The sequence below is a fragment of the Rhizobium sp. PvP014 genome (genome assembly GCF_017876855.1).
Lineage (GTDB): Bacteria > Pseudomonadota > Alphaproteobacteria > Rhizobiales > Rhizobiaceae > Neorhizobium > Neorhizobium soli.
Genome location: NZ_JAGIOT010000002.1, coordinates 1,978,955 through 1,993,559, shown reverse-complemented (window position 1 = coordinate 1,993,559; position 14,605 = coordinate 1,978,955). Strand labels below are relative to the sequence as shown.

Genomic DNA, 14,605 nt, shown 5'->3' with positions numbered 1-14,605 from the left:
TCTCATTAGCAATTCATTGACTATACGAGAGGTGCTTGTGCTTGTGTGACACATTTGCCATGCTGTCACCGCATTTAGCAGTCAGATGAGACGACGAGGGTAGTTGTCGACAGGACGGGGAACGCTTTGCCGTATTTCAAAGTTCAGAAAACGCCTTCGGGTGTGCGCTCTGACGATGACCGTGCGGCGCGCGTTGGCGCCGGATCTGGTCGTCTTGCAGGGATCAGATCGTCGATCTTCAAGCGGATCGCCAAGCGTTTCGTCGTGGCGTCGACCCTTGCTGCAATCGCATTTACGATTTTTCCAGCTTCGGTGCACGAGGCAGAGGCCGCTGGCGATACCCGCAGCCTGAAGCTCTATTTCGTCCACACCGGCGAGAAGGCCACCATCACCTACAAGCGCAATGGACGATTCGATCCGCGCGGTCTGGCACAGCTCAACCAGTTCCTCCGCGACTGGCGCCAGAACCAGCCGACGAAGATGGATCCGCGCCTGTTCGACCTGGTTTGGGAAGTCTACCAGCGCTCCGGCGCCACCGATTCCATCCACATCGTCTCCGCTTTCCGTTCGCCGACCACAAACGGCATGCTGCGCGGTCGCTCGCGCAAGACGGGCGTCGCGAAGAACAGCCAGCACATGCTCGGCAAGGCGATGGACTTTTACATTCCGGGCGTGAAGCTCTCGACCCTCCGGGCGCTCGCCATGCAGATGCAGGTGGGCGGCGTCGGCTTCTACCCGACTTCCGGTTCCCCTTTCGTGCATCTCGATGTTGGCGGCGTTCGTGCCTGGCCGCGCATGACCCGCAAGGAACTGGTTCAGATCTTCCCGAAGGGCAACACGCTGCATCTTCCGGCTGACGGCAATCCGTTGCCGGGCTACGAGGTCGCTCTCGCCGATTACAAGAAGCGCGTTGGTTCTGATTCAATTGCGATCGCCAGCACAGCCGGCGGCTCGATCCGCGGCGAAGCACCCAAGCGTCGCGGGTTCCTTGCCGCACTGTTTGGCGGCGGTGGTGCCGACGAGGTCGAAGACAACGAAGACATGAAGGCACCAATGGTCGCCAGCCGTGGAGCACCGCGTTCCGCTCCGGCTGCCGACGATGGCGAAGAGGCACCGGTCGCGACTGCACGGGTTGCGCCGACGCCGACTGCCCCGACGCCGACTGCACCGACACTCGTTGCTGCTGCTGAGCCGGTCGAGCCGGCGATTGCAGCGCCTGTGCCGCTGTCACGGCCGGCCTTCCGTTCCGATTCCAGCACCGCGGGTCCGGGTGGGCTTGCCACGGCGCTCTATCAGCCGACCCGCAATGCGGCGCAGGACGCGCTTGCCATGCAGACGGCTGCTGCAGCCGATGTGCAGCGGGCTGAAAATTTCGCCGATCTGTCCGGTTACGCCATTCCGGTTCCGACCCTCCTTGGTCCTCGCGGGCTGAAGGGTGATGCGGAAACCAGCGTCTTGACTGCCTCCATAGAGCCGGCGCCATTCGAAAACCTTGGCTCCGTGCCAGTTCCGATCCACCGCCCGGGTGCTCCAGCAGCGCCGCTCGTTGCATCGCGCCCGCAGAGCGATCAGCAGAGCCTTACGCCGGAACTGGTGGCAGCGCTGTCGCGAAGCGTCGAAGCGCCGGTTGTTCCGGCACCGCAGGCGGCGCCAGCAAGAGCGCCAGCCCAGGCCGTCGCCGTGTCGGCACCGGTGCCGATGGCCGCGCCTGCGCAGCGCCAGATGGCGGCTCTTTCGCCCAAGGTGATCCAGCCGTCCGCCAAGCAGATGCAGTTCGGCGACGGGTTTGACGCGCCGCGTCCTGCAACGGCGTCGCTGGGTACCATGCCGAGCTACGGCACCGCCAAGAGCGGCCGCTCCGGCAAGCCTGCGACTGCACAGGGGCAGGCCAAAGCTGGCAAGAACGGCTTGACCGGTGACATGGTGGCGAAATGGGCGGTGAACAACAATCGCGCCGAAGGTCAGAACCCGGTTTCGATGAAGGCGCCTCGCGTGGTCAGCCGGACGCTCGATCGTGATTATTCGGCCGGTTACACAAGCAGCGGCTTCAAGCCTGTGAGTGCTGCCGTCGCCATCGATCCCAACCGGTTCAGCGGCCAGGACTGAGTTTCAGGACTTTGGCCGCCACCTGTTTGCCGGCGACGATTGCCCCCTCGACATAGCCCGGGAAAGACGGCGACAGTTCCGACGATGCGAAATGTACCGGCGGCATGCCGGTTGTCAGGGTCGCTTCCGCGTCGTTGGCGTCGAGACTGGTGATCACGTCACTATAGGCGCCGTCGCTCCAGCGGTCGTCGACCCAGTCACGCATGCGAATGTCCAGACTGTGTCTGGCCTCGTCGCCCAGCGCCTCCGCCAGTTTCTCAATTACGAACGTTTCAAGCTCACGGGCGGGCTTGTCGTGCCACGCCGCCGCCAAAGGTCCGCTAACGAAGACGATCAGTCCGGCGTAACCGTCGCGACTGGCGTCGCAGGCAAACAGGCCTTGCGGATCATTCCACATGGTCATGCCGCTAAGATCCCGGTCTCGCCAGAAGGGTCGCTCAAAGCGGATGTTGAGCTTGATGACCATGCCGGGGATCCACGCATCCAGTGCTCTTGTCAGATGCGGCGGGAGTGCTGGGGCGTAGGACAGGCGGCGCGCCATGATGGGCGGCACTGCGAGCACAACCTGCGCTGCCGTCATTTTTCCCGTGCCGGTCATCACCGTGACGCCGCCACCGGAAATGGCAACCTCATTGACAGGCGTACCAAGCCTGAGCCGATCTCCGAGTGTTGCCGCCAGATCGTCGGCCAGCGCATGCATCGTTCCGGCGAGAAACAGCTCGAGCTCGGACGTGGTGTTGGTGATGCGTCTGTCGTTTGCCGCGAGATAGGTGAAGGCAATCTCCTCCGGCGCGCGGCACCAGAGGCCGGTCACCATGCGCAGAAACCCCTGCCGTATATCGTCCTCGACCGGCTGTCTCTGCGCCCAGTCGTAAGCCGTCAGCTTTCTCAGCGCCGGATCGGAAAGATCGCTTGCGATCATCGTCTCGCGCAGTGCATCGACGCCGTTCCAGATCGCTTCTGCCCGCCCGCGGGGGACTTCGGGAAGGTATGTGGTGTCGCCCTCGGCATAGGTCTTCACAAAGGTCCTGCCGAACTCTCTTGCCAATGAGACCACTTCCGGCATGTCGCTGCAAAAGAACTGGCCGCCTGCATCGACGGCCGTGCCATCCTCAAAAACCTGCGCCTCGACGCGGCCGCCGACGCGCTCCTGGGCTTCGAGCAGAACAACGTTCACGCCCGCTTTCATCAGCTGCGTTGCAGCAGTCAGACCCGTAAAGCCGGCGCCGACGACGATGACATCATAATCCATGACCGATACCGAGCGTCTCTGAGGAAGATGCGATGCTTGCGCCCATGAAAAAACCCGCCGTTGCCGGCGGGTTCCTTGTCGTCTTCGAAATTGTTTAGGCTGCGTCCTGTTCGGCCGGGCTTTCGATCATGCCGAGGGCGGCCAGATAGGTGTCGAGGATCAGGTCCTCTTCCATCCGCTCCTGGTCGTCCTTCTTGCGAAGGGCGATGACCTTTTTCATGATCTTGGTATCGTAGCCCATGCCCTTTGCCTCGCCGTAGACATCCTTGATGTCGTCGGCGATGGTCTTCTTCTCTTCTTCCAGTCGCTCGATGCGCTCGATAAATGCGCGGAGCTGGTCGCGGGCGACGCCATGAGCATCAGACATCGGGGCCTCCTGATCTTGATCTGTGTTGATTGGCTGTCACCTGCCGAAAAGCGGCGGCAAGGTCAAGGCCCAAATACGCGAGCCTTGTCCGTGGGCGTCAGCCATGGGTCGGCTTGTTGCCCTCGAATGCGGCTTTTTGAGCGCCTGTCGATTCCGCCTGGTGCAGATTTTTCCAGTCCTCGTAGGGCATGCCATAGACGATCTCGCGGGATGCATCCTTCGTGAGAGCAAGACCTGCCTCGTCGGCTGCGTCCTTGTACCAGTTGGACAGGCAGTTTCGGCAGAAGCCGGCCATGTTCATCAGATCGATGTTCTGGACGTCGGTCCGCTCGCGCAGATGTGACACGAGGCGACGGAAGGCTGCAGCCTCGAGCTCGGTCTGCTGTTCCTTGGAAAGTTCGGTCATCGTGACCTCCTTTGTCTGAACGCTCACGCGGGGTAGGGGCCGGTGCGCGACGGAAAGATTTTGTACTCGTGCAATGTGGGGTCTGCATTGAGCGTCGTGAAGATCGGCGCCAGTCTTTGTGCCCAGTCCTCGATGCCTTGCTCGTCGCCGATCAGGTCCTGGCGCACTTCGAGCAGGGTGTGCGGAATGCCCGGGATCATGCAGTGCCGGTACATGGTGTCGCCCCTGAGTGCGCCGTCATAGGGTTCGTTGTCGCCGACGACGATATCGCCGGGAAGGCGAAGCTGCTCGATCAGCGGCACCACGACCCGATCGTCGGTATCCCACAGTACGCCCGCATGCCAGGGCCGCGGCGTTTCGCGCCAGAACGGCGTGAAGGAATGCAGCGACAGAACAAGCGGTGCCCGGCCGGACGCGCTGGCCCTTGAAATCGTCTGTTCGACGGCGCGGTGATAGGGCCGGTGGTAGTTGGTAAGCCTGAAATCCCATTCTTCCTGGGTGATCGGGTGGTTGCCGGAAACGATGGCGCCGTCGGAGATCTTCATGATCAGCGTCGGATCATCTTCGCCGCGGTTCGGATCGATCAGCAGGCGGGAAAAGCAACCGAGCACGGCCGGCACGTTCAGAATGTCGGCCAACCGGCGGGTCAATCCCTCGATGCCGATATCGAAGGCGATGTGGCGCCGGAATGCGTCTTCTGGCAGGCCAAGATCGCCGTAGCGGGCGGGCAGGCGGTTCATTGCGTGGTCGGCGAGAAGAACCATCCCGCCGTCATAATCGCCGTCTATGATTTCGAACGGTTGGAAGTCGTCTGTGTCCATCGGGGCTTGTACCATTGTTTTGCGCAGCCTGTCCCGGTGATATCTCGGCCGTTTCCTGCCATGGTCGCCGCGGACAAGGCAAGCGGCCCCCGGCGGGCGTTCAGAATATAATCGATTAGATTGCGTTGACTTTCAAACCCTGCCGCGCGAGAAAGTGCATCACGAATAACCATGGAGTCCTGACGGAAACCGTGTCGAAAAAATCCCTTAGAACATATCTTTCCGCCCTGTTTTCTGTGCCTGCCGTGGCATCCGCGCTCTGCGTCAGTGCGCCGCTGTTGATGGCGTCTCCGGCACTTGCGGATTTCCGCGTCTGCAACGGAACCCAGAACCTCGTCGGCGTGGCGATCGGCTACCGTGCCAAGGATGGCTGGAACACCGAAGGCTGGTGGCAGGTACCCGCATCAACCTGCGCGACGCTGATCGAAGGCGAGCTGCAGTCCCGCTATTATTATCTCTATGCCGAGGACGCGGCCCGCGGCGGCCGCTGGACCGGCGGCGTCAACATGTGCGTCGCCGAGAACGAGTTCAAGGTCGTCGGCGTCGACGACTGCTTCACCCGTGGCTTCCAGCGCATGGGTTTCAAGGAATATGACACGGGCCGTCAGGGCAGCTGGATGGTCCAGCTTTCAGACACGTCCGGATCCCAGGAAGGCCAGAATTGATGAGGCGATACCGCAAAGTTAAGATCCTTGCCACACTCGGCCCGGCATCCTCCGACGAGGAGATGATTGCCAAGCTGCACGAGGCAGGCGCGGATCTTTTCCGCATCAACATGAGCCATTCGAGCCATGAGATGATGCGGACGCTGATCGAGCGTATTCGCTCTGTCGAAAAGAAGTCCGGTCGCCCGATCGGCATCCTCGCCGACCTCCAGGGTCCGAAACTGCGCGTCGGCAAGTTTGCCGATACCAAGGTGACGCTGGTCCCAGGCCAGACGTTTACACTCGACAATAATGAGGCTCCCGGCGACGAGAACCGAGTCTTCCTGCCGCATCCCGAAATTCTCGAATCGGTGAAGGTCGGCGATCGCCTGCTGATCGATGACGGCAAGCTGGCGCTGCGGGCCGAAAAGGTTGACGGCACGTCGATCACCTGCACTGTCGTTGCCGGCACCGGCATTTCCGACCGCAAGGGTGTTAGCCTTCCCGATACGCTGCTCGCCGTTGGCGTGCTCACCGACAAGGATCGAGCCGATCTCGATGCCGTGCTTGAGACCGACGATGTCGACTGGGTCGCTTTGTCCTTCGTTCAGCGCCCGGAAGATCTCGCCGAAGTTCGCAAGATTGCCCGCGGCCGCGTCGGCATCATGTCTAAGATCGAAAAGCCGCAGGCACTCGAGCGGATCGACGAGATCATCGATCTCTCCGACGCCGTCATGGTGGCCCGTGGCGATCTTGGCGTCGAAATGCCGATCGAGGCGGTCCCCGGCATCCAGAAGCAGCTGACACGCGCATGTCGCCGCGCCGGCAAGCCGGTCGTGGTCGCGACCCAGATGCTGGAATCGATGATCAGCGCGCCGGTTCCGACCCGCGCCGAAGTTTCCGACGTCTCGATTGCCGTGTTCGAAGGTGCCGATGCGATCATGCTGTCGGCCGAATCGGCGTCCGGTCAGTATCCGGTCGAAGCCGTTTCGATGATGGCGTCGATTGCCCGCAAGGTGGAAGACGATCCGCTTTATCCGAGCATCATCTACGCGCAGCGTGCCACACCGGAAGCAACCGGTGCCGATGCGATCTCGCTTGCTGCTCGACAGATCGCCGAGACGCTGCGGCTTGCCGTGATCGTCACCTACACATCGTCGGGCACAACAGGCCTTCGCGCTTCGCGCGAGCGTCCGAACGTTCCGATCCTGGCACTGTCGCCAAGCGTCAAGACCGCGCGTCGGCTGTCGATCGGCTGGGGCATGCACTGCGTCGTCACCCATGACGCGACTGACCTCGACGACATGGTCAACAACGCCTGCCGCATCGTCGCCTCCGAAGGCTTCGGCAAGCCGGGCGACCGGATCATCATCTCGGCCGGCGTGCCACTGGGCACACCGGGCGCCACCAACATGCTGCGCATCGCCTATATCGGCGCAGATGGGCAGAGTGGGGTGTAAACCCGCTTTCAACAGTGTGAAATATGAAAGGCCGTCGGAGTGATCCGGCGGTCTTTGTCGTTTCAGGTCTTTTCGATCGAGAAATCCATGTCCGGCATGGGCTCGTCGACCACCTGCGCCAGTCGCGCCTCGACCCTGCGGGCAACGGACTGCAGGTCGCGGTGGTGGCCTGCGAGCTTTTCGATCCCGGCTATGGCGAGATCGGTCGCGAGGTAATCCGGCTTGTGGCCGAGGCCGCGGATGACGACCAGTTCGGCACCGGCGACGGCGGCCGTCAGCGCCTTCGCATGGATATCCATCGAGACGATCTTGTCGCTGTCGCCGTTGATGATCAGCGTCGGTGCGGTGATCTCGCTGTAGCGCGGTGCGACCCTGGTGACGTAGTCGTTGAGATTGGCGACGTCGATCGCGTTGTTGCGGAAGTTCTCGGGCCGCAACACCAGTGCGGTGGCGCCGCCGTCGAGGTAGCGGTCTGGACGGGGGTTGGGATGGAAGACGGCATGGGTTGCCTTCTCCATCAGCACTAGCCCGGCGGGAAGAGCGAGGAAGCGGGTGAACAGACGTCCGAGATAGGGGCGGGCTGCGAGATTGTAGTACCAGTCGACGCCGCCCGGCCAGGGATGGGTGGCGGGCGCAAGCAGTAGCAGCCCCGCTGTCTTTTCCGGGTGGTAAAGCGCGAAGGATGTGGCGATCGCGCCCCCGAAGGAGTGACCGACGATGATGGCCTTGTCGATGCCGTAACGATCCATCAGGCGCGCAATCGTGTCGGCCTGGCCATCCGGGAAACCGTTCTCTTCTCCGCCACGCTCGGAATAACCGTGACCGGGACGGTCGACGAACAGCATTTCGGCGCGCCCTTCTAGCGGTCTGCGGAACGCTGCTTCCTGGTCCTTCAGATTGCCGCTGGCGCCGTGGATGAAGACGATCGGGGGAAGGTCGCCCTCGGCTGGTGCTGCGACGTGAAGGGCGTTGATGCGGATATCGCCGAGATCGGTAAGTTCACCGTCGTTCGGCAGGTCGGCCTCGATCGCTTTCGCCTTCCAGGCAGTGAAGCCGAAGCCGAATGCGATGAGAGACAAGATAAGAGGTACAATCCCCATGGCGGCCCATCAGGTTCGGTTGCCGGCGATCTTTTCGGATAGCTTGGTCACAGCCTCCTGCGCCTCGCGATCGGCGGGGTAGATGTCGAGATAACGCTCCCACGCATTCAGCGCCTGGCTGTCCCGTCCGGCTTCGGTGAGGATTCCGGCAAGACCGGCCAGCGCGCCGAAATGGCGAGGCTCACGCTTCAGCACTTCGGCAATATCGGCCATCGCCTTGCGCTGGTCGCCCATCGCGTAATGCATTGTGGCGCGGCGGTTCCAGCCTTCGACATAGGCGGGATCGATGAGAGTGACGCGGTCGAGGAAGTCGAGGGCGGCGGCGTTGCGCTTTTCCTTGGCGGCCGTGGCCGCCCAGCCCATCAGAAGATTGACTGTGGGACTGCCCGACTCACCCATGTTCATGGCGATCTGCGTGGCGATTCCGCGCGCCTTTTCCGGATTGCGCTCACGTTTCAGCGCCGCAAATAGTGGGTCGACCCTGGCGTTGAGAGGCTGGCCGGCATTCGGTGCTGCCTGCGTACCTCCCTGCGCCGGACTTTCCAGCGACGGAGCGGGAGGCATCGGTTGGGATGGCGGCATGGGCTGGGGCAGGGTCTGCGCAAAGGCAGGCACCGCAACACACACAGCAAGGATCACGAAGCTTGAACGAAAATAGCGCATGCGGATAAAGTAATCCGCATGCGCCGAAGGTCAAACCCGAAATTTCACGCTACCGACAATTTGATCGTCTCAGGCGTGCCCGGACAACCCGTCGATATCAGCGCAAATCAGCCCTGGCGGGCCTTGAAGCGCGGGTTCTGCTTGTTGATGATGTAAACGCGGCCCTTGCGGCGAACCAGACGGTTATCGCGATGACGAGCCTTCAGCGCCTTGAGCGAGTTCTTGATCTTCATTGTACTGGTCCAGAAGTCTGTGGGCTCAAAGAGCCGCTTGTCTCTATCAATCGAAAGCGTGCCGCCTATCTGTCGACGAGGGGCGCGCTCAGGTTGGCGTGCAGATAACCCGTGGCTGGATGCGTGTCAACCTTGTGACGCACTTTATGACCGGGTTTTCCGCCCCTTCAGCTCCGTGACATGGCCCATTTTCCGGCCCGGACGGGATTCTGTCTTGCCGTAGAGGTGGACCAGCACGTCGGGCCTGGCGAGCCAGCCGGGCACGTCGAGGATGTCGTCGCCGATCAGGTTGGTCATCACGCAATCGGAATGACGGCGCGGATCGCCGAGGCTTGCGCCGGCCACCGCGCGGATATGCTGCTCGAACTGCGAGACCACGCAGGCAGCCTCTGTCCAATGACCGGAATTGTGCACGCGCGGTGCGATCTCGTTGGCAATCAGGGTGCCATCGGCCATCACAAAGAATTCCATGCCGATCACGCCGACATAGTCGAGGGCAGCGAGGAGCTTTTCGGCGGCACTGCGCGCGGTCTGCGCGGTCGTGTCTGGAATGGTCGCGGGCAGGGTGGAGGTATGAAGGATGCCGTTGCGGTGGATGTTCTCGGCCGGATCGTAGCAGGAGACCGTGCCGTCCTTGGCGCGCGCGGCGATGATCGAGATTTCGCGCTCGAAGGGCACGAAGCTTTCAAGAACCATCGGCACCGAGCCGAGGTCCGCATAGGCGCCATCGGCCTTGTCGTCGCTGGAGCGGAACACGCGCTGGCCCTTGCCGTCGTAGCCCATGCGGCGGGTCTTCAAAACACCCTTGCCGCCGAAGTCTGCAAGCGCTGCTTCGAGATCGGACTGGCTGTCGACGGAATGAAACCTTGCGGTCTCGATGCCGCAGCCGTTGAGGAACTGCTTTTCAACAATCCTGTCCTGCGCCACTTCCAGGGCCTTGGCCGGCGGGTAGACTGGAACCGACTGCTGCAGGAACTCGGCTGCCTCAACCGGTACGTTTTCAAATTCGTAGGTCACGACGTCGCAGCGGCTGGCGAGATCGGCCAGCGCCGTCCTGTCGTCGTAGGCCGCCGTGATCTGTTCGTTCGCGACCTGGGCGGCCGGGCAATCCGCCTGCGGTTCAAGGATGATGATGCGGTAGTTCAGGCGTGCGGCAGCGATCGCCAGCATGCGGCCGAGCTGGCCGCCGCCGATTATGCCGATGGTGCGGATCGTCATGATGTTTCTCAGGGTGCTTCGTCGATGGGATATTCGGCGACCGATGCGGTGTGGTGCGCGCGATAGGCGTCGAGCCGGTCGGCAAGGTCATCGTCGGAAAGGGCAAGCACCGCTGCAGCAAGAAGGGCGGCATTGATCGCGCCGGCACGGCCGATGGCCAGCGTGCCGACGGGAATTCCGGCCGGCATCTGGACGATCGAGTAGAGGCTGTCGGTTCCGCTCATCGTTTTCGACTGGACGGGCACGCCGAACACCGGAAGCGGCGTCAGGGCCGCTGTCATGCCCGGCAGGTGGGCAGCGCCGCCGGCACCGGCGATGATGACCTTGAAGCCCTCGTCGCGGGCGCTCTTAGCGAATTCGTACATCCGGTCCGGCGTGCGGTGTGCCGAGACGATCCGTGCTTCGTAACCGATGTCGAGCGTATCAAGCGTGTCGGCGGCGTTCTTCATGGTCTCCCAGTCGGACTGGCTGCCCATGATGATGGCGACTGCGGGTCTTTCTGACATTCCAGGCCCTTTAAGGTGAACTCAAGCGATGATGTCGGGAATGATCTGGTCTTCGATCTGGGTCATCCGGTCCTTGATGGCCAGCTTCTTCTTCTTCATGCGCTGGATGCGAAGAGCCTCACAGCCAACCTTGATCATGGCATTGATCGCGGCGTCGTAATCTTCGTGTTCCTGGCGAAGTTTCGCGAGTACCAGCCGGTTATCCGCCTGTTCCTGATCACGCATGCTCAGTCCCCATTCTTTACGCCGGCTTTTTGCAAACCCCGGCTTCATCCGCAAGCTCCTACCATCAAACCGCGTTAACTGGAAGTTAGCCGACGCCACGAATTTGCCGCTGAGAGACCATGATTTCTCCTTCGACAAAGCGGACCAACCGTGTCACACTTCTGTTGCAAACCTGAAGCCTTGGCTCAGAGGAGTGCCAAGGCAGGTACCTAAGGAAGGAACATGCCACATGACCGTCCAGGCGCATATCGCATCGCTTGAAAAGAAGCACGGCGACCTCGAAGAGGAACTCCAGTCCGTTCTCGCATCTCCATCCGCCGACGATCGTGAGATCGCAGAGCTCAAGCGCCGCAAGCTGCGCATCAAAGACGAGGTGGAGCGGTTAAAGACCGACACCCGTCATTAGGCGATCAAAAGCGCCACGCGCCTCACGTACATTCGTGAGAGGGTGCCCACAGCGGCACGATAAATTCCAAGACTAAAAGCAACAGTTCTGGTCGTAACGTCACAGTCGCGGCCAGAATTCACGTCCAGAACTGGTCGAGCCACAGGTTGAGCCGGGTGAAGCCGCTGCCGTTCACGGCATAGATGCGCCGCGTTCCCTCTGGTGTGACAGTCACGAGATCGCTGTCCAGCAGTGCTTTCAGATGCTGCGAGACGGCCGGCCTGCTGATCGGCAGTCCTTGTGCAAGTTCATTCACGGTTTTCGGCGCGCGTCTCAGCTCTTCGAGGAGATGGCGCCGGTTCGGGTCGGCAATGGCTGAAAACGGATCGAGTGTCATAGTTTGAAGCTAAGCATAACTTGACGAAGCATCAACCGTTTTCGTGTCTCGCGACTGGCGGAAGGCCTTATTGTAATTGGGTTTTTTATGATGTTCGGATGGACCGGTCAGATCGGCAGGCCGTCCCACAGAAGCTTTACGCCGGCAACGAGAGCGAGCGCGTAGGTCATCGGATAGAACACTTCCGACTTCAGATGCTTGACGATCGCGGCACCGAGCATGGTCGAGACCAGGGCTGCCGGCAGCAATGTCGCCGAGATCGTCAGGTTTTCGGCCCCCAATGCGCCGAGAAGGAAATAGGGGATGATCTTGACGGCGTTGACGATGGCGAAGAAGCGGATGCTGGCCCCGGTGTATTTCTTAGGATCGAGCTTCATCGGCAGAACGTAGATCTGGAAGGGCGGGCCGCCGGCATGCGCCACGAAACTGGCATAGCCCGACAGCGCGCCCCAGAACGTGGCGGCCGCCGGACGATGCGGCAGTGCGGCGGCCGGACGGTTCTTATCCGGGCCGTAGACCTGCCAGAAGTAGCGGAGGGCGAAGAAGATCGTTGCCGCGGCAATAACAATCCGCAACGCGTCGTCCGAGACATAGGCCGAGGTCGCCCAGCCGAGCGCGATGCCGATGACACCGCCCGGCAGGATCATCAGCAGGGTTTTTCTGTCGTTGAAATGGCGCCAGGACCAAAGCGCCACGATATCCATCAGGATCAGGATCGGCAGGAAGATCGCCGCCGCTTTGACCGGGTCGACGGCAAGCGACATCAGCGGCATGCCCATCAGGCCGATCGCGCCGCCAATGCCGCCCTTGGAAAGCCCGACCAGCATCACGGCGGGCACCGCTGCTGCAAAGAAGGCGAGGCTGAGCGTATCGGAGGAAAATATGTCTGGCATGGGCACTTCAGGCTTGCACCGTTGAGGCGGGCAGATGGGATGAGCGGTTGATTGCGCAATCCTTCCGGTCTATCGAATCATTCAAGAGAAAACGAGTGCGGATCGCCGGGTTGCGGTTCGCTGCATGGGAAGAAACATGAAGAAACAGGAAGAGCGTTGCCGTCTGGTGCTGATCGTGCCGCAGGATGCGGATGCGAAAGCGCAGGCGGACCGACTGGAGAAGGCGCTTGCGGGCGGCGATGTCGCCTCGGTGATCCTGCCGCAATATGATGAAGACGATACCGCGTTCCAGGACCGCGCCGAACTCATGGTGCCGATGATCCAGGCCGCGGGTGCCGCAGCGCTGATCGCCGGAGACAGCCGCGTCGCAGGTCGCGTCAAGGCAGATGGCCTGCATATGGCCGGTTCGATGGAAGAGCTGGAAGAAACGATCGAGAAATTCAGCCCGAAGATGATCGTCGGTGCCGGTGGCGCATCCGAGCGTCACACGGCGCTCGAAGTGGGCGAGCGCCGCCCCGACTATATTTTCTTCGGCAAGCTCGATGGCGACATCAAGCCGGAGGCGCATCCCAAGAACGTCGCGCTTGCGGAATGGTGGGCTTCGATGGTGGAAATTCCCTGCATCGCCATGGGCGGCACCGACATTTCCTCGGCGCTGGTCGTGGCCGAAAACGGTGCCGAATTCGTGGCCCTGAGACTGGCCGTCTTCGATCATCCCGAAGGTCCGCAGGAAGCCGTGCGGTTGGTCAACGCCGATCTGGACGAAAAAGCGCCACGGTTTGAGGCTTGATGGTCGGTATGCCATCGATTCGCCGCGCCTCATCCACTGTCCTGATACTTGCCGCCAGCCTTTGCGCGTCTGTCGTATTGCCGCATTCGGCAGTCTCGCAGGTGCAGCAACCCGGTGCGGTGGAGCAGGAGGGGCCGACGGCGGCGCAGTCGCGTCAAGTGGTGACGAGACCGGTCGCGCCGGATGCAATGGGCGTCGAACGCGGTGCACAGCCCGATGGCATCGTGCCGTCCGCCGGTGTCGAACTCTATCAGCGCATGGGCGTGACCTTGCCGCCACTGCCGCCGGAGAAGCCCTATACGGGCCCGATCGACGAGGCCTATGGTGCGTTCCAGCGCGGCTTGTACGTCAAGGCGCTCGATGTCGCACTGAAGCGTGCGTCGGCCGGCGATGCGGCGTCGCAGACGCTTGTCGCCGAAATGATGAGCAAGGGGCTCGGCATCAACCGCGACGCAAAGACCGCGGCCTTCTGGTACGGGCAGGCTGCCGAGCGCGGCGATCCTGCCGCCATGTTCCAGTATTCGCTTCTTTTGATGAGCGGCCGTTACGTGCCCGCCGACAAAAAGAAGGCCGACGACTATATGCGCAAGGCGGCGGAAGCCGGCAATTCATCGGCGCAGTTCAACTGGGGCCAGATCCTGGTGTCGGACAATCCGGGCGACAAAGGTTTCAAGCTGGCGTTGCCCTTCTACGAGCGGGCGGCAAAGCAGGGCGTGGCGGATGCGCAATATGCGGTGGCCCAGCTCTACGTGAACATGAAGGGCGTGCCCGAGGAGAAGAAGGCCGAGGCTCGCCGATGGCTGGAGCGCGCGGCGAAGGCCGGGTTCGACACGGCGCAGCTCGACATGGGCATTTGGTTCGTCAACGGCGTCGGCGGCGAACGCAACTACGACAAGGGCTTCGAATGGCTGCGGATTGCGGCCCATCGCGGCAATGTGGTTGCCCAGAACAAGCTGTCGCATCTCTATATCGAGGCGCTGGGGACACGACCGAACCCGGTCGAGGCCGCCAAGTGGTATGTGCTTTCCCGTCGTGCCGGACTTCAGGACGCGGCGCTTGAAGATTTCTACCTCGGCATCAACGACGAGCAGCAGCGACAGGCGATCGATGCGGCGAACCGCTTCCGACGCCAGTAGTCA

The 14,605-nt window shown here is 61.9% G+C and carries 18 protein-coding genes; 6 read left to right on the top strand and 12 right to left on the bottom strand.

What is annotated here, in order from left to right:
- The first annotated feature begins 162 nt into the window (after nucleotides 1–162).
- Entirely contained in the window at nucleotides 163–2,106 is a 1,944-nt protein-coding gene (locus J3A65_RS14385) for a DUF882 domain-containing protein (RefSeq protein WP_348635818.1), read from the top strand.
- On the opposite strand, the gene J3A65_RS14380 is transcribed toward J3A65_RS14385, so the two are convergent.
- From J3A65_RS14380 to J3A65_RS14365, 4 genes are all read right to left on the bottom strand, one after another.
- Nucleotides 2,090–3,358 (bottom strand): FAD-dependent oxidoreductase, encoded by a 1,269-nt coding sequence (locus J3A65_RS14380; protein ID WP_209901850.1) that lies wholly within the window; start codon nucleotides 3,356–3,358, stop codon nucleotides 2,090–2,092. The two genes, J3A65_RS14385 and J3A65_RS14380, sit on opposite strands and share 17 nt — an antisense overlap.
- A 94-nt stretch (nucleotides 3,359–3,452) precedes the next feature.
- Nucleotides 3,453–3,725: a DUF2312 domain-containing protein gene (locus J3A65_RS14375; protein WP_062460899.1), complete on the bottom strand. Its 273-nt coding sequence runs from the start codon at nucleotides 3,723–3,725 to the stop codon at nucleotides 3,453–3,455.
- A 97-nt stretch (nucleotides 3,726–3,822) separates the two neighbouring features.
- On the bottom strand, nucleotides 3,823–4,131 hold the full coding sequence (locus tag J3A65_RS14370) for a DUF1244 domain-containing protein (RefSeq protein WP_062460896.1): 309 nt from the start codon (nucleotides 4,129–4,131) through the stop codon (nucleotides 3,823–3,825).
- Nucleotides 4,132–4,154: 23 nt separating this feature from the next.
- A complete protein-coding gene (locus J3A65_RS14365; RefSeq protein WP_209901848.1) occupies nucleotides 4,155–4,952 on the bottom strand; it encodes an N-formylglutamate amidohydrolase in 798 nt (265 codons plus the stop codon).
- A 281-nt stretch (nucleotides 4,953–5,233) separates the two neighbouring features.
- Between J3A65_RS14365 and J3A65_RS14360 the strand changes: the two genes are divergently transcribed.
- Both J3A65_RS14360 and pyk read left to right on the top strand, forming a co-directional pair.
- A complete protein-coding gene (locus tag J3A65_RS14360; RefSeq protein ID WP_082472039.1) occupies nucleotides 5,234–5,617 on the top strand; it encodes a DUF1036 domain-containing protein in 384 nt (127 codons plus the stop codon).
- On the top strand, nucleotides 5,617–7,056 hold the full coding sequence (pyk, locus tag J3A65_RS14355; protein ID WP_062460890.1) for a pyruvate kinase: 1,440 nt from the start codon (nucleotides 5,617–5,619) through the stop codon (nucleotides 7,054–7,056). The genes J3A65_RS14360 and pyk overlap by 1 nt, the downstream gene beginning before the upstream one ends.
- Nucleotides 7,057–7,118: 62 nt before the next feature.
- Here pyk and J3A65_RS14350 read toward each other — a convergent pair whose 3' ends face one another.
- The 6 genes from J3A65_RS14350 to J3A65_RS14325 all read right to left on the bottom strand — a co-directional run bounded on the left by J3A65_RS14350 (nucleotide 7,119) and on the right by J3A65_RS14325 (nucleotide 11,001).
- Nucleotides 7,119–8,156, bottom strand: a complete 1,038-nt coding sequence (locus J3A65_RS14350) for an alpha/beta hydrolase (RefSeq protein WP_209901845.1) — start codon at nucleotides 8,154–8,156, stop codon at nucleotides 7,119–7,121.
- A gap of 9 nt (nucleotides 8,157–8,165) precedes the next feature.
- On the bottom strand, nucleotides 8,166–8,819 hold the full coding sequence (locus tag J3A65_RS14345) for a tetratricopeptide repeat protein (protein ID WP_209901843.1): 654 nt from the start codon (nucleotides 8,817–8,819) through the stop codon (nucleotides 8,166–8,168).
- Nucleotides 8,820–8,926: 107 nt separating this feature from the next.
- On the bottom strand, nucleotides 8,927–9,052 hold the full coding sequence (gene ykgO, locus J3A65_RS14340; RefSeq protein WP_003497670.1) for a type B 50S ribosomal protein L36: 126 nt from the start codon (nucleotides 9,050–9,052) through the stop codon (nucleotides 8,927–8,929).
- Nucleotides 9,053–9,196: 144 nt separating this feature from the next.
- Nucleotides 9,197–10,270: a 5-(carboxyamino)imidazole ribonucleotide synthase gene (locus J3A65_RS14335; protein WP_209901840.1), complete on the bottom strand. Its 1,074-nt coding sequence runs from the start codon at nucleotides 10,268–10,270 to the stop codon at nucleotides 9,197–9,199.
- A gap of 8 nt (nucleotides 10,271–10,278) precedes the next feature.
- Entirely contained in the window at nucleotides 10,279–10,776 is a 498-nt protein-coding gene (gene purE, locus J3A65_RS14330) for a 5-(carboxyamino)imidazole ribonucleotide mutase (protein ID WP_062582383.1), read from the bottom strand.
- A 21-nt stretch (nucleotides 10,777–10,797) separates the two neighbouring features.
- On the bottom strand, nucleotides 10,798–11,001 hold the full coding sequence (locus J3A65_RS14325) for a YdcH family protein (RefSeq protein WP_062461867.1): 204 nt from the start codon (nucleotides 10,999–11,001) through the stop codon (nucleotides 10,798–10,800).
- Nucleotides 11,002–11,230: 229 nt separating this feature from the next.
- Here J3A65_RS14325 and J3A65_RS14320 point away from each other — a divergent pair, with 229 nt between their 5' ends.
- Nucleotides 11,231–11,407: a DUF465 domain-containing protein gene (locus J3A65_RS14320; protein ID WP_082471995.1), complete on the top strand. Its 177-nt coding sequence runs from the start codon at nucleotides 11,231–11,233 to the stop codon at nucleotides 11,405–11,407.
- Nucleotides 11,408–11,525: 118 nt separating this feature from the next.
- On the opposite strand, the gene J3A65_RS14315 is transcribed toward J3A65_RS14320, so the two are convergent.
- Nucleotides 11,526–11,783: a metalloregulator ArsR/SmtB family transcription factor gene (locus J3A65_RS14315; protein WP_062460875.1), complete on the bottom strand. Its 258-nt coding sequence runs from the start codon at nucleotides 11,781–11,783 to the stop codon at nucleotides 11,526–11,528.
- Between the two features lie 107 nt (nucleotides 11,784–11,890).
- Nucleotides 11,891–12,676: a sulfite exporter TauE/SafE family protein gene (locus J3A65_RS14310; protein WP_062460872.1), complete on the bottom strand. Its 786-nt coding sequence runs from the start codon at nucleotides 12,674–12,676 to the stop codon at nucleotides 11,891–11,893.
- Nucleotides 12,677–12,812: 136 nt separating this feature from the next.
- Here J3A65_RS14310 and J3A65_RS14305 point away from each other — a divergent pair, with 136 nt between their 5' ends.
- Together J3A65_RS14305 and J3A65_RS14300 are read left to right on the top strand one after the other, a co-directional pair.
- Nucleotides 12,813–13,466, top strand: a complete 654-nt coding sequence (locus J3A65_RS14305) for a thiamine phosphate synthase (protein WP_209901838.1) — start codon at nucleotides 12,813–12,815, stop codon at nucleotides 13,464–13,466.
- Between the two features lie 8 nt (nucleotides 13,467–13,474).
- Nucleotides 13,475–14,602, top strand: a complete 1,128-nt coding sequence (locus J3A65_RS14300) for a tetratricopeptide repeat protein (RefSeq protein ID WP_245341551.1) — start codon at nucleotides 13,475–13,477, stop codon at nucleotides 14,600–14,602.
- Nucleotides 14,603–14,605: the final 3 nt, after the last annotated feature.

Bases quoted from the DNA above. Each gene is read 5' to 3' on its own strand.
- pyk (WP_062460890.1), top strand. From the start codon at position 5,617: ATGAGGCGATACCGCAAAGTTAAGATCCTTGCCACACTCGGCCCGGCA.
- J3A65_RS14320 (WP_082471995.1), top strand. From the start codon at position 11,231: ATGACCGTCCAGGCGCATATCGCATCGCTTGAAAAGAAGCACGGCGAC.
- J3A65_RS14315 (WP_062460875.1), bottom strand. From the start codon at position 11,783: ATGACACTCGATCCGTTTTCAGCCATTGCCGACCCGAACCGGCGCCAT.
- purE (WP_062582383.1), bottom strand. From the start codon at position 10,776: ATGTCAGAAAGACCCGCAGTCGCCATCATCATGGGCAGCCAGTCCGAC.
- J3A65_RS14375 (WP_062460899.1), bottom strand. From the start codon at position 3,725: ATGTCTGATGCTCATGGCGTCGCCCGCGACCAGCTCCGCGCATTTATC.
- J3A65_RS14310 (WP_062460872.1), bottom strand. From the start codon at position 12,676: ATGCCAGACATATTTTCCTCCGATACGCTCAGCCTCGCCTTCTTTGCA.
- J3A65_RS14325 (WP_062461867.1), bottom strand. From the start codon at position 11,001: ATGCGTGATCAGGAACAGGCGGATAACCGGCTGGTACTCGCGAAACTT.
- J3A65_RS14300 (WP_245341551.1), top strand. From the start codon at position 13,475: ATGCCATCGATTCGCCGCGCCTCATCCACTGTCCTGATACTTGCCGCC.
- J3A65_RS14335 (WP_209901840.1), bottom strand. From the start codon at position 10,270: ATGACGATCCGCACCATCGGCATAATCGGCGGCGGCCAGCTCGGCCGC.
- J3A65_RS14345 (WP_209901843.1), bottom strand. From the start codon at position 8,819: ATGCGCTATTTTCGTTCAAGCTTCGTGATCCTTGCTGTGTGTGTTGCG.
- J3A65_RS14360 (WP_082472039.1), top strand. From the start codon at position 5,234: ATGGCGTCTCCGGCACTTGCGGATTTCCGCGTCTGCAACGGAACCCAG.
- ykgO (WP_003497670.1), bottom strand. From the start codon at position 9,052: ATGAAGATCAAGAACTCGCTCAAGGCGCTGAAGGCTCGTCATCGCGAT.
- J3A65_RS14380 (WP_209901850.1), bottom strand. From the start codon at position 3,358: ATGGATTATGATGTCATCGTCGTCGGCGCCGGCTTTACGGGTCTGACT.
- J3A65_RS14305 (WP_209901838.1), top strand. From the start codon at position 12,813: ATGAAGAAACAGGAAGAGCGTTGCCGTCTGGTGCTGATCGTGCCGCAG.
- J3A65_RS14370 (WP_062460896.1), bottom strand. From the start codon at position 4,131: ATGACCGAACTTTCCAAGGAACAGCAGACCGAGCTCGAGGCTGCAGCC.
- J3A65_RS14365 (WP_209901848.1), bottom strand. From the start codon at position 4,952: ATGGACACAGACGACTTCCAACCGTTCGAAATCATAGACGGCGATTAT.
- J3A65_RS14350 (WP_209901845.1), bottom strand. From the start codon at position 8,156: ATGGGGATTGTACCTCTTATCTTGTCTCTCATCGCATTCGGCTTCGGC.